Source organism: Streptomyces sp. 351MFTsu5.1, assembly GCF_000383655.1.
Lineage (GTDB): Bacteria > Actinomycetota > Actinomycetes > Streptomycetales > Streptomycetaceae > Streptomyces > Streptomyces griseorubiginosus.
This window is the reverse complement of the sequence record NZ_KB911793.1, coordinates 23,778-38,007: the sequence shown is the minus strand read 5'-3', so window position 1 is coordinate 38,007 and position 14,230 is coordinate 23,778. Positions and strand designations below refer to the sequence as shown.

The window sequence follows — 14,230 nt, the reverse complement described above, 5'->3', positions numbered from 1 at the left end:
GCGGCCTCTCTCTTCCGGGTCTCTTCCTGGAGGGTTGCGGTCAGCGACGCGGGCCGGCCACGGCAGGCATGCTGGTGATCGCGCTGACGAAGTTGCTCGTCACCCGGACCGGCTCACCGATCTCGAAGTCCGGTACGCGGCGCAGGAGTTCGCCGAGCAGCATGCGCAGTTCCATCCGGGCCAGGACGCTGCCGAGGCAGTGGTGCGGCCCGCCGCCGCCGAAGCTGATGTGCCGGTTGGGGGTGCGGGCGAGGTCCAGGGTGTTCGGGTCGGCGAAGACGCGCTCGTCCCGGTTGCCCGAGGGGTAGAACAGGGCGACCTTGTCACCGGCGCTGATCTTCTGGCCGTTCAGCTCGGTGTCGCGGCTCGCGGTGCGGCGCAGGGTGAGCACGGGGGTCGCCCACCGCAGCAGTTCCTCCACGGCCTTGCCGGATCGAGCCTCGAAGTCGGCCGCGAGCAGGGCCCGTTGCGCGGGAAAGTCGGAGAGCGCCTTGCCGGCGTGGCTGATGGTCTGCCGGGGGGTGTCGAAGCCCGCGCCGATGAGCAGCAGGAAGAAGGCGCTGATCTCGGCGTCGGTCAGGCCCTCGCCGTCGACCCTGGCCTGCACGAGGTCGGTCATCACGTCGTCCTGCGGATCGGCGCGGCGGGCCTTGGCCATCTCTACGGCGGTGCCGGAGACCAGGCCGACGACCTCGTTGACCAACTCGGCGCGGTCCTTGCCGAGTTTCTCCGCCTCGTCGCGGCTGGAGAGCATGATGCTGATCGCCTCGGTGAAGCGGTCGATCTCGGCCGTCTCCAGACCCAGCATGTACGTCATGGTCCAGCGGGCCATGGGCATCGACACCTTCGCGACGAAGTCGCACTCGCCTGCCGTCGCGAAGTCCTCGACGATACGCTCCACTTCGGCGGCCATCGACGCGCGCATCTGCTCCATGCGGGCCGGGCTGAACGCGGACGAGACGAGACTGCGCAGCTTCAGATGGCGCGGTGCGTCCAGGGCGACGATCGACTGGGTCGCCTGGAGGATCTCGTCGGGAAGTTCCTCGAACTGCACGCCCTTGCTGGAGATGTACAGGTCGGGCTGGCTGCTGACGGCGACGATGTCGGCGTGCCGGACCACGGCCCAGAATCCGTCGTCGGGCGGGGTGGGCAGCAGGCTTCCCTCGGGCGCCTTGTGCCAGGAGACCGGGCGGGTGTCGCGCAGGGTGCGGAAGGTGTCGTCCCAGGCGGCCGGGGGCTGCGACCAGAACTGGATGGACGATATGTCGGCGGTGTCGAACTGCCGGGACGCGGCGGTTGCCAAGGTCTCCTCCTGGGCGGGAAGCGGCACGTGTGGGGCCACGACGTGCGGACATCGCCGCCGAGCATGCGACGGGCCCCCTGCCGGTGCCTTGTCGGATCGCTTGCCGCTTCCTTGCGACGGGCCGATCGCCTGCTCGGGCGGGTGGGGTTGCCCTCCGGGGGTGGGGTGCGACGGGACGGGGTGCCTGCCCCGGACGGGGTGCGGCAGTGCGGGTGGCTCCCTCGGACGGGGTACGGCGGCGCGGGCGCCTCCCCGGGCGGGGTCCGGTGGGACAGGGCGCCTGCCCCGGGCGGGGTCCGGTGGGACAGGGCGCCTGCCCCGGGCGGGGTGCTGTGGGACGGGGCGCCTCCCTCAGGCGAGGTGCGGCTTCGCAGCCCCCTGCTCAGGCGGAATGCGGCGGCGCAGGCGCGCCGGGACGCGGGCGCCGTTCGGCTTGCCCGGCGCCGCGAGGAGCCGCTCGCCTGCTCGGGCGGGTGCCAGCGGTCTCCCGAGGGACGAGGTGCGACGGGACGGGGGGCCCCGGCGGGGTACGGCGGTGCGGGCGCCTCCACCCGGGCGGGGTGCGGTGGGACAGTGCGGCTCCCCCGGGCGGGGTGCAGTGGGACAGCGCTCCTCCCCCGGGCGGGGTGCGGCAGTGCGGGCGCCTCCCTCACGCGAGGTACGCCTCCGAGAGCCCCCTGCTCAGGCGGAATGCGGCGGCGCAGGCGCCGGGACGCGGGTGCCGTTCGGCTTGGCCGGTGCGGCGAGGAGCCGGGTCGTCCGGCGGACGTGGTCCCGGCGCTGCTCCTGCTCACCGTGCGGCGCTGACCGCCGTTGTGCCAGCGCCCGCGCCACGCTCTCGCGCAGCCGGGCGCGGTCGCAGCCGCTCAGTTCGCCGAGCAGGACCTCCTGGACGAGTTCGTCGTGGAAGGAGAGCAGAAACGGGGGCTGCGCAGCCCGACGGAGCAGCCCGCACCGGGTCGCCGTCTCGATGGCCGACTCCACGTCGGTGCGGCTGCCCATCACGTCGTGGACCAGGTTGAATTCGAAGGCGGAGCCGAGCGTGGAGCAGCAGCGCAGGACGTCGAGCACCGGCCCCGGCAGCCCCGCGAGGCGCCGTCCGAGTGCCTGCCGGACGCCGAGCGGTACGTCGTCGAGGGCGTTCTGTACGGCCGTACGGTCGCCCAGCAGGACAGGGTCGCCGACGGCCGCGATGAACTGGTGCAGGACGTACGGGTTGCCGCGGCTGCGTCCGTGCAGCAGCCCGAGCACGTCGTCGGGCACGTCCGCGGCGGTGTGCCCCGCCACCAGTTCACGGGTGTCCCAGAGGGACAGTCCCGCGAGCCGCACACTGCGGGTCCGTGAGTCACCGAGTGCTTCCGCGACCGCGCTCCCGCCCATGAAGTCGGCGGCGACCGCGGTGTCGTCGGCGGTGACGACGATGCTCAGCGGTTCGCAGTGCAACCGGGTGCGCAGCAGCCCGAGCAGTTCCAGGGAGGACTCGTCGGCCTGGTCGAGGTCTTCGAGTACGACGACCAGCGGGTCGTCGGCGGCGAGCGAGAGCAGGGTCTCGCACATGGCGTCCTGGGTGAGGAAACGGGCGCGCGCCGAGGGATCGTCGCTGTTCACCGTCCGCAGACCTGACTCGGGGTTGAGGATGAGCGGGGCCAGCAGGCTGCCGAAGCGGGCTTCGGCCTTGCGGAACGCCTCGGGGCGCGAGACCGCGAGCTGCCGGAAGATCTGCGCCCACACCCAGTACGCGGGGACACCCTCGCCGGCGGTGCAGCGGCCCCACACCACCTCCTGGAGCAACTCCTGTAACCCGCGGGCCAGTTCCTGCACGAGTTCGGTCTTGCCGACCCCTAACTCCCCCAGCACGGCGGTCAGATGGCTGCCCCCTTCCAGAGCGTCGAGGACATGGCCGCCGAGGACGGTGAGTTCACGGTCGCGGCCCACGAGGGCTCCGCGACTCCGGGCGCCTCGGGGCGGGCGAAGGGTTCGGGAGCCGTTGCTGTCGCCGGTGTCATGGTCGAACACAGGTCGGCGGGGCCTGCGGAGGCGTCGTTCGGACAGGGCCGTGGGGGCGTCGGCCAAGGGGGCCGGTGCGGGTTCCGGGCGGGTCGCGGGCGTCTCGGCGGGTGGCGGTGAGACCGGGGCGGCGCCGCGATCGGTTGTCACGCAGGATCCGGCCGACAGCGGCGGTTCGCTGAGAGGAAGGCGCTGGTTCAGTATGTCGGAGTGCACGCGCTGGAGTTCGGCGCCCGGGTCGACACCGAGTTCGTCGGCGAGGTGGCGGCGGGTCTGCTCGTAGAGGCGTAAGGACTCCGCTTGACGCCCCAGGAGGTACAGGCCGCTCATCAGGTGGCCGACGCAGCGCTCGCGGGTCGGGTTGCGCTGCACTTCCGGGTACAGGGCGGTGACGACGGAGTCCGCCTCGCCGATGGCCAGGCAGGCACCGGCCCTCGTCTCGACTGCGGTCAGCCGCAGTTGCTCCAGCCGTGCGTTCTCGTCGGCGATCGGCCCGTACGAGGTGAGTTCGAGATAGGGGTCGCCGCGCCACAGGGCGAGCGCCCGGGTGAGTTCGTCGCGGGCGCTGCGGAAGCGCTGGTGGGCCAGGTCGCGCCGGCCGCGGTCGACCAGGGTCTCGAAGCGGTGAACGTCGACGAGTTCGGGGTCGATCTCGAGGACGTAGCCAGGCGAGCGGTGGCGGACCCGGGCCTCGGCGCGGCCCTGTTCACTCCCCGACGCCAGCGCGCGGCGCAGATGCGACACATAGGTCTGGAGTGTGGCGATGGGACGGCGGGGCGGCCGCCCGGCCCACAGTTCGTCGACCAGCTGCCCGGTCGCGACGACGCTGCCGAGGCGCACCAGCAGCAGGCCCAGCAGGGCCCGGTGCCGCAGCGGCCCCAGGGGAAGGGAGCGTCCGGCGTGCAGGGCGGTCAGCGATCCGAAGACGCGCAACTCCCACGGCGGGGTGCTCCCGGTCTCCTTCTCGCCGCTTGTCCGCTCCAGAGTCATACCCGTGAACACATCCGACATGCGCTTCCTTTGGTCGCAGGAGGAGGCTGTTGAGGGGAGCGTTTTCACACATCAGAAGGGATTACGAAGGGTAGCTTTCGGCCAGTCGCCCAAGAAGGGGTTGTCCGACCCTCTACCGGTTCTTTCCTCGATGTTTGCGCCGGAGTTTGCAAGTAACGAATCAACCGTCCGAACCCCTATTTTCATTCCCGGACTCAAACCTCCGATCCCCCCGCCGACCACCTCGATACCGCGCTGTCGCGAGATCGTAGAACAGGCACTGTGCCGAAAATGTGACGCGCCTCGGAACCGATTGCATTCAGCCACCACGTGTCTTGTTGCCGCCCCGGCGCTCCGTTCCGCGGACCTTCCCTCCTACCAGTGGAGAAAAGAGAAGCCGGACAAGCCGAGGTTCGCACTTCGACTATTCTCGGATTCGTGTGGTTGACCGTAATGGGGCCCCTGCGGGCTTGGCATGACGACGAAGAACTCGACCTGGGGCCCGCCAAGCGGCAAGCTCTGCTCGCCCTGCTCCTGGTCCGGTCGGGTCAGCCGACGAGCCTGAGCACGATCATCGACGTCCTGTGGGGCGACGCGCCACCGAGCAGCGCCGCGAACGTCGTCTACCGTCACGCCGCCGCCATCCGCAGGCTGCTGGAGAGCCAGTTCGGCACCCGCTCGGGCGCGGGCGGGGACAGGTCGTCCGCGATCCGGCTGGTACGGGTCTCGGGCGGCTACCGGCTGGACGCCTCCCCCGCCACCCTCGACCTGTTGAGATTCCGCGAGCTGCGCGCGGCGGCCGAGGAGACGTCCGGCTCGGGTGCGACGCCGGACCGCCTCCGGCTGCTCGGCCGCGCGTTAGGTCTCTCCCGGGGCCCGACGGCCGCCGGGATCCCGCCGCACATCGCGCAGCACCCGTACTTCGTCGCGGTCGACAGCGAGTACCTGGCCGTGGTGAAGGAGGCCGCAGCGCTCGCCACGGCGCTCGGCGAACAGGCGTCCGTTCTCGACATCCTCCAGCCCGCCGCGGCCCAGCATCCGCTCGACGAGGTGCTCCAGGCACACCTCGTGCAGAGCCTCGCCTCGACCGGCCGCCAGGCCGAGGCGCTCCAGGCCTACCACGCGGTCCGTGCCCGCCTGAACGAACAGCTCGGCATCGCCCCCGGACCCGAACTCCGTTCCGTCTACGAGGAGATACTCCGCCGGGACACGCCAGGAGCACTCCCTCCGGTCCTCACCCCGCCCAAGCCCCCGCATCAGCAGGCGGATCAACGGCCGCATCCCGTGCGACCCGCCCAGCTCCCCCCGGATCTCGCGGTCTTCGCGGGACGCACAGCCGAACTGGCCCAGCTGGACGCACTGTTCCCCTCCGAGTCGGCCACCGGGACTGACATCGCACCCGACTGGGCGCACCCCCGCCCGACCGTGACGATCGGCGCGATCGTCGGCATGGCGGGGGTCGGCAAGACCACCCTCGCCGTGCACTGGGCCCACCGCGTGGCCCACCGGTTTCCCGACGGACAGCTGTACCTCAACATGCGCGGCTTCGACCCCGGTGGCGCCCAGGTCACCCCGAGCGAGGCCCGACGGACCTTCCTCACCGCCCTCGGCGTCCCGGCCCGGGACATCCCGCCGGGCCAGGACGCCCAGCTCGGGCTGTACCGCAGTACCGCGGCCGGCCTGCGGCTGCTGATCGTGCTCGACAACGTTGCCGACTCCGACCATGTACGCCCGCTCCTGGCCGGCGCCCCCGGCACCCTCGTCCTCGTCACCAGCCGCGACCGGCTCAGCGGCCTCGTCGCCACCGAAGGCGCCCACCCGCTGATGCTGACCGAGCTGGACCCGGACGAGGCCCGGCAGGCCCTCGTACGCCGCCTCGGCACCCGCAGGACCGGCGCTGAACCCGCAGCCGTCGACGAGATCGCCGCACACTGCGCCCGGCTGCCCCTCGCGCTGGCCATCGCCGGCGCCCAGGCGGCGCTGTTCCCGGAGCGCCGACTCGCCTCCATCGCAAGCGAGTTCCGCGGGCGCCCCGTCGCCCTCGACGCGTTCGCCGACACCGACCCCAACGCCGACATCCGCAGCGTCTTCTCCTGGTCCTACCGCAAACTCGCCCCCGCCACGGCCAGGATGTTCCGGCTGCTGGCCCTCCACCCCGGCCCCGTCATCGCCGCGAGCACCGCCGCCAGCCTGGCCGGGACAGCACTGGAGCCGACCCGCGAGCTCCTCTCCGAGCTCGTCCGCGCCCACCTGCTGACCGAGGAGGCCACGGACCGGTACGTACTGCACGACCTGCTCGGCGCCTACGCCCGGGAACTCCTGCGCACCACCGACTCCGACGACCAGCGCGAACTGGCCGTGCGCCGCATGCTGGACCACTACGTCCACACCGCCCTCGCGGCAGCGACCCGGCTGGCCCCGCACCGAACCGAACCATGGCCGCTGCCACCCCTCCAGCCGGGCACGACCGTGCAGACGCCCCCCGACCACGAGGGGGCTGCGGACTGGCTGGACCGGCAGCTGCTGCCCGTCCTGCTCGAGGTCGCCGACCAGGCGGCGGCACACGGACTGCACGCCCACGTCTGCCAGTTGGGGCTGGCCCTGGAACGCCACCTGGACCGGCTCGCCCATTGGGAGCAGCAACTGGCGCTCCAGCGCCTCTGTCTGCTGAGCGCCGGGACACAGGGCGACCTGTCCGCCGCCGCGCACGCCCACCGGGCGCTGGGCTTCGCCCACGGACGGCTCGGGCAGCACGACGAGGCCCGCACCCATCTCCTGCGCGCGCTCGGCCTGTTCACCGAGGCGGACGACCCACGCGGCCAGGCCGCCACCCACCGCTCCCTCGCCTTCCGCGCCAACGCCGCCGGGCGACACGACCAGGCCCTCGCCCACTACGACCGCGCGCTCCCGCTGTACCGGCGCGCCGGGGACACCGTCGGTCAGGGCAGTGTGTTCAACGAGATCGGCTGGACCCTCATCCTGACGAACGACCACCGCGCGGCACTCGACCACTGCGCCCGCGCCATCGAACTGTGCAACAGGGCAGGCGACTTGAGCGGGGAGGCAGCCGCGCTGGACAGCCTCGGCTACGCCCACCACCACCTGGGCGAGTACGACCACGCGCTGAAGCACTACCAGCGGGCGCTGACCGTCTACCGTGAGCTGAAGGACCGCTACCTGGAGGCCGACGTCCTCGTCCACATCGGACAGGCACACCTCGCCCGCGGCGAGAACGACCTGGCGGCGAGGTCGTGGGAGCGCGCCCTCAGCATCCTAGACACCCTGCGGCATCCCGACGCGGGCCTCGTGCGCCGGCAACTCAACGAGGTATGAGCGTCCGCCACGCGCCACGCGCCGCACTGACGCACCGCGCAAGCCGTCCGCAAGGTCTTGCGCCAGCGGACCGCAAGCCGCCCCGCGAGCCCTCGGCAAGGACTGCGGCCCATGCTCACCGGAGCAGGGAACCCCGTGGCCAGGAGGGCGCAGTCGTGCAGGAAACCCAGGTGACCGAGGAGCTGGACCTCAGCTTCGTCCAGACGCCCCACGAAGTGCTGAAGCGGCTCCGTGAAGCCGGGCCGGCCGTGAAGGTGATGCTGCCGAACGGCTCACTGGTCTGGATCGTGACCCGCTACGAGGAGGTCAGGCAGGCGCTCAGCGAGACCCGGCTGAGCAAGTCCTTCAAAGGCCTCAACGAGCTCATGGCCCGGCACACCAAGGAGGGCATGGCGCCCAAGCAGTACGACGAGGCCCTCGTCGGCCACATGCTGGCCAGCGACCCGCCGGACCACACCCGGATGCGCAGGCTGGTCAACAAGGCCTTCACGCCGCGCCGGGTCGAGGGCATGCGCCCCATGCTGGAGGAACTGACCAGCAGCCTGCTCGACGAGATGGACAAGCACGACGAGATCGACCTCCTGGAGGCGCTCGCCTTCCCCGTGCCGATGGAGCTGCTGTGCACCCTCCTCGGCGTGCCGCAGGCCGAGCGGCTCGCGTTCGGCCGGTACGCCAGCGTCGTCCTCGCCGACCTAGCCCCCGAGGGTTACGAGGAGGCCACCTCCGCGATGCGTGAGTACCTGGTGAAACTCATCCAGGTCAAGCGCGAGAACCCGGGCGACGACCTGCTGAGCGCGCTGATCGCGGCCCGCGACGAGGACGACAAGCTCAGCGAGGGCGAGCTGCTCGCCACCATCTACCTGATGTTCTCGGCGGGCACCGAGACCGCCGTCAACCTGATCGGCAACGGCGTGCTGGCCCTGCTGACGCACCCCGAGCAGCTCGCCGCGCTGCGTGCGGACAAGTCGTTGCTGCCGCAGGCCGTCGAGGAGTTCCTGCGCTTCGACGGACCGGTCAACCTCGCGACCTTCCGGTTCACGGTGGAGCCGGTGACGCTCGGCGATGTGACCATCCCGGTCGGTGAGGTGGTCATGGTGTCGCTGATGGCGGCGAACCGTGACCCGGAGCGGTTCGACAAACCCGAACTGCTCGACATCACGCGGCCGATCGGGGGCCAGATGACCTTCGGGCACGGCATCCACTACTGCATGGGTGCACCGCTGGCCCGGCTGGAGGCCGAGATCGCCCTCGGTCAGCTCCTCGACCGCTTCCCCGACCTGACGCTCGCGGTCGACCCGGCCGAGTTGAAGTGGCGGCTGAGCACGGTCACCCACGGCCTGGAACGGCTGCCCGTGAGGCCGCACGGCGCCGCCTGACCGCGCAACCGGTGCACGGACCGGGCGGGGTCCGACAAGGGCCCCGTCGCCGGTCGTGCGGTGCGGTGGCCGACAAACGCGATCCGCGAAGGGGAGGAGTGTCCGCTATGGCAGAGGTGACGGTGACGGACTCGATGACGGGCACGGGCGGAGACGAGCCGATCGCGGTGACGGACTCGACGACGGACACGCGCGCACCCGAGCCGATCGCGATGACGGACACGCGCGCACCCGAGCCGATCGCGATGACGGACACGCGCGCATCCGAGCCGATCGCGGTGATCGGCATCGCGTGCCGGCTTCCGGGCGCGCCGGATCCGGCCGCCTTCTGGGAACTCCTGCGCGAGGGCAGGGACGCCATCGGCGAACCCGCCGCGGACCGCCACCCGGCGCCGGACGGAAACGAGCGCCCAGGCGGCTGGCTCGACCGTGTCGACGGCTTCGACGCGGCCTTCTTCGGTGTCTCCCCGCGCGAGGCACTGGCCATGGACCCCCAGCAGCGACTCGCCCTCGAACTGGGCTGGGAAGCACTGGAGGACGCCGGAATCGCCCCCGACTCCGTCGGAGGCACCCCCGCAGGCGTCTATGTCGGCGCGATCTCCGACGACTACGCGACCCTGCTGCGCCGTGGCGGCCCACAAGGCATCACCCGGCACATGTTCACCGGCACCCAGCGAGGCGTCATCGCCAACCGGCTCTCCTACTCGCTGGGGCTGCGGGGGCCGAGCATGACGGTGGACTGCGGCCAGTCCTCTTCTCTGGTCGCAGTCCATCTGGCAGCCGAGAGCCTGCGCCGCGGCGAGTCGGACCTCGTCCTCGCGGGCGGCGTCCACCTCAATCTCGTCCCCGAGAGCACCGTCGCCGTCGAACGCTTCGGCGGCCTGTCCCCCGACGCCCGCTGCTTCACCTTCGACGCCCGCGCCAACGGTTTCGTCCGCGGTGAGGGCGGCGCCCTCGTCGTCCTCAAGCCCCTCACCCGGGCCCTGGCCGACGGCGACCGCGTGTACTGCGTCATCCGCGGCTCCGCCGTCAACCACGACGGCGCGGGCGAGGGCCTGGCGGTCCCCAACGCCGAAGCGCAGCACGAGGTCATCGACGCGGCGCTCGCCGCCGCGGGGGTCCGCCCCGACGCGGTGCAGTACGTCGAACTGCACGGCACCGGCACACCGGTCGGCGACCCGATCGAGGCGGCGGCACTGGGCGCGGCGTTCGGCACCGGGCCCGACAGGCCGGTCCCCCTCACCGTCGGTTCGGCCAAGACGAACGTGGGCCACCTGGAGGGTGCGGCCGGCGTGGTCGGCCTCGTCAAGACCGCCCTGTCCCTGCACCACCGGCAACTCCCCGCGAGCCTCAACTTCGAGACCCCCAACCCGGCCATCCCTCTCGACGCCCTCAACCTGCGGGTACGGACCGAGAGCGGGCCTTGGCCCCAGGACGACCGCCCGCTGCTCGCGGGGGTGTCAGCGTTCGGCGTCGGAGGCACCAACGCCCACCTCGTCCTCGGCGAAGCCCCCACCCCGACGACCGACACCCCGACCGCTCAGGCGTCCGGGCCGGTGCCGCTGGTGGTGTCGGGTGGCAGTACGGCGGCGTTGGCCGCCTACGGGGCGCGGCTCGCCCAGCGTCTGGAAGCCGACGCCGAGCTTCACCTCACCGACATGGCCCACGCGCTGGTCACTGCGCGTGCCTTGCTGTCGCATCGGGCGGTGGTGGTGGCGGAGGACCGCGACAGCGCGATCCACGGGTTGCGCGCCCTGGCCGAGGGGACTCCTCATCCGCAGGTGATCGCCGGGGCGGGACCCGTGACGGCTGCCGGGCATGGTCCGGTTTTCGTGTTTCCGGGGCAGGGCTCGCAGTGGGCGGGCATGGGCGCCGACCTCTACACCACCAGCCCGGTCTTCCGTGACGCACTGGATGCCTGCGCGGCCGCTCTCGACCCGCTCACCGGCTGGTCGCTCATCGCCACCCTGACCGGAGACGACGAGAGCTGGCTGGACCACGTCGACATGGTCCAGCCCGCCCTGTTCGCCGTCATGGTCTCCCTCGCCCGCCTCTGGATGGCCTACGGCATCGAGCCCGCGGCCGTCATCGGTCACTCCCAGGGTGAGATAGCCGCCGCCCACATCGCCGGCATCCTCAGCCTCCACGACGCCGCCCGCATCGTCACCGTCCGCTCCACCGCCATGCGCCACCTCGCCGGACACGGCGTCATGGCCACCGTCAGCCAAAGCGCCCAATGGGTCAGCGACCACATCGACGACCGCGTCACCATCGCCGCCCACAACTCCCCCACCACCACCGTCATCAGCACCACACCCAACACCCTCGACCAGCTCACCGCCCAATGGGCATCCCAAGGCGTCCGGGTACGGCGCATCAACGTCGACTACGCCAGCCACTCCCCCCAAGTCGACGCTCACCAACCCCACATCACAGCCGAGCTGGCCGACATCCAGCCGCGCGCAGCCACCATCCCCATGATCTCCACCGTCACCGGACACCCGGTCGAGGGCACAGAACTGGACGCCGACTACTGGTTCACCAACCTCCGCCACCCCGTCCGCTTCCACCAAGCACTCACCCACCTGATCAACGAGGGCCACCACACCACCATCGAAACCAGCCCCCACCCCGTCCTCACCCCCGCCATCGACGAGACGGCAGAGGCGACCGGAACGGCCGTCAACGCGCTGCACACGCTCCGCCGCAACACCTCGACGCCTTTCGCCACTGCTCTCGCCCACGCCCACACCACCGGCACCACCCCGGACTGGACGGCGTTGCTCCCCACGCCCCACCACCGCACCCCCCTCCCCACCTACCCATTCCAACGTCGCAGCTACTGGCCGGAGTTCATCGACTCCGCGAGTGCCACCGTGCTGGTCGCCGGGAGCGAGGAGCAGGAGGAGGACGGCACGCGGCCTGCCCAGGCCCCGCGGCTGACGGAACTGCTGAACGTCGTACTGACCGAATGTGCCCGGGTGTTGGGACACTCGTCCGCTTCCGATGTCCCGGAAAATCTGCCGTTCAAGGAGCTGGGCTTCGACTCGTTCGCGGGAGTGGAGCTGTGCAAGCGGCTCTCCTCCCTGCTGGGCCACCGGGTGCCGGTCAACGCGACCTACAACCACCCGAGTCCGGCCGAGCTGGCCGCGTTCCTGCGGGACGAGTTGGCCGGGGTCCCGGGCGAGGAGGCACCGGTCACCGGCGCGGACCAGGCCCCGGTGGACGACGATCCGATCGTCGTCGTCGGCATGGCATGCCGGTTCCCCGGAGGGGTCCGAACGCCGGACGACCTGTGGCGCCTGCTGGTGGAGGAGCGGGACGCGATCACGGAGTTCCCCGAGGACCGCGGCTGGGACATCGAGGAGTTGTACGACCCTGATCCGACGCACCCGGGCACCTCCTACGTACGCCAGGGCGGGTTCCTCGACGACATCGCCGGCTTCGACGCTTCGCTGTTCGGCATCGCGCCCCGCGAGGCGCTCGCGATGGACCCGCATCAGCGCCTCCTTCTGGAGACGTCCTGGGAGGCCTTCGAGCGGGCCGGCATCGACCCCGGCTCACTGCGCGGCAGCCGTACGGGGGTGTTCGTCGGGACCAACGAGCAGGACTACGCGACCTACACGGCGCCCCAACAGGCGCAGGGCAGCGACGGGTTCCTGCTGACCGGACACGCGGCGAGCGTAGCGTCCGGGCGGATCGCCTACGTGCTGGGTCTTGAGGGTCCGGCGCTCACGGTCGACACCGCCTGCTCGTCGTCCCTCGTCGCCCTGCACCTGGCGATGCAGTCGCTGCGCAACGGTGAATGCGACCTGGCCGTCGCCGGTGGCGCGAGCGTCATGTCGACGCCCGGGATGTTTCTCGAGTTCTCCCGTCAGGGCGGGCTGTCGCCCGACGGGCGCTGCAAGGCGTTCGACGAGAGCGCGGACGGCACCGGCTGGTCCGAGGGGGTCGGAACCCTGCTGGTCGAGCGTCTCTCCGACGCGCGGCGCAACGGACACCCCGTGCTCGCCGTCGTCCGGGGTTCCGCGATCAACCAGGACGGTGCCTCCAACGGCCTCACCGCCCCCAACGGCCGCTCCCAGTCCCGCCTCATCCGCACCGCCCTGGCCAACGCCGGTCTCGCCCCCACCGACGTCGACAGCGTCGAGGCCCACGGCACCGGGACCCGGCTCGGCGACCCCATCGAGGCCCAGGCCCTCCTCAGCACCTACGGTCAGCAGCGCACGCCCGACGCCCCGTTGTGGCTCGGCTCCCTCAAGTCGAACATCGGTCACACCCAGGCCGCCGCCGGCATCGCGGGGATCATCAAGACGGTCCTGGCCCTGCAACACGGCGTGCTTCCCCGCACCTTGCACCTGACCGAAGCGACTTCCCACGTCGACTGGTCCTCGGGCGCGGTCCAACTCCTCGCCGAGACACGCGCGTGGCCCGACACCGGCCGTGTCCGTCGGGCCGCCGTCTCCGCGTTCGGTATCAGCGGCACGAACGCTCACGTGATCCTTGAGCAGGCCCAAGTGCCTGTCGGGTCGGAGGAGTTCGTACCGTCGTCAGGTGGCCCGGTGCCGCTGGTCGTGTCGGCGGGGAGCCCGGAGGCGCTGGCGGCGGCGGGGGGACAGCTGGCCCAGTGGCTGGATGACCGCACGGAGCTTCCCCTCCCGCACGTTGCCCATGCGCTGGTCACTGCGCGGGCCCTGCTGCCACACCGGGCGGTGGTGGTGGCGCAGAACCGCGACAGCGCGATCGACGGGCTGCGCGCCCTGGCCGAGGGCACCCCGCACCCGCAGGTGATCGCCGGGGCGCGACCCGTGACGGCGACCGGGCATGGTCCGGTGTTCGTGTTTCCGGGGCAGGGCTCGCAGTGGGCGGGCATGGGCGCCGACCTCTACACCACCAACCCCGTCTTCCGCGACGCACTGGACGCCTGCGCCAACGCCCTCGACCCACTCACCGGCTGGTCGCTCATCGCCACCCTCACCGGAGACGACGAGACCTGGCTCGACCACGTCGACAAAGTCCAGCCCGCCCTGTTCGCCGTCATGGTCTCCCTCGCCCGCCTCTGGATCGCCCACGGCATCCAACCCTCCGCCGTCATCGGCCACTCCCAGGGTGAGATAGCCGCCGCGCACATCGCCGGCATCCTCAGCCTCCACGACGCCGCCCGCATCGTCACCGTCCGCTCCACCGCCATGCGCCACCTCGCCGGACACGGCGTCATGGC

General features: G+C 71.6%; 5 protein-coding genes. 3 read left to right on the top strand and 2 right to left on the bottom strand.

Translation table 11 applies throughout. The features are described from left to right. Window positions 1-40 precede the first annotated feature (40 nt). Together H295_RS0133155 and H295_RS43905 are read right to left on the bottom strand one after the other, a co-directional pair. A complete protein-coding gene (locus H295_RS0133155) occupies window positions 41-1,303 on the bottom strand; it encodes a cytochrome P450 (protein ID WP_020139661.1) in 1,263 nt (420 codons plus the stop codon). Window positions 1,304-1,984: 681 nt separating this feature from the next. Beyond that, the gene (locus H295_RS43905; RefSeq protein WP_051135654.1) at window positions 1,985-4,321 is read right to left on the bottom strand and encodes a BTAD domain-containing putative transcriptional regulator; all 2,337 of its coding nucleotides are present in this window, start codon (window positions 4,319-4,321) and stop codon (window positions 1,985-1,987) included. A 417-nt stretch (window positions 4,322-4,738) separates the two neighbouring features. Here H295_RS43905 and H295_RS0133145 point away from each other — a divergent pair, with 417 nt between their 5' ends. The 3 genes from H295_RS0133145 to H295_RS43900 all read left to right on the top strand — a co-directional run. Beyond that, on the top strand, window positions 4,739-7,633 hold the full coding sequence (locus H295_RS0133145) for an AfsR/SARP family transcriptional regulator (RefSeq protein ID WP_234021729.1): 2,895 nt from the start codon (window positions 4,739-4,741) through the stop codon (window positions 7,631-7,633). Between the two features lie 155 nt (window positions 7,634-7,788). Then, window positions 7,789-9,009, top strand: coding sequence for a cytochrome P450 family protein (locus H295_RS0133140; RefSeq protein WP_020139659.1), 1,221 nt, complete (start codon window positions 7,789-7,791; stop codon window positions 9,007-9,009). 107 nt (window positions 9,010-9,116) lie between these two features. Continuing rightward, window positions 9,117-14,230 (top strand): type I polyketide synthase (locus tag H295_RS43900; protein ID WP_020139658.1); only part of this gene is annotated, 5,114 nt, incomplete at its 3' end.

Bases quoted from the DNA above. Each gene is read 5' to 3' on its own strand.
- H295_RS43905 (WP_051135654.1), bottom strand. From the start codon at position 4,321: ATGTCGGATGTGTTCACGGGTATGACTCTGGAGCGGACAAGCGGCGAG.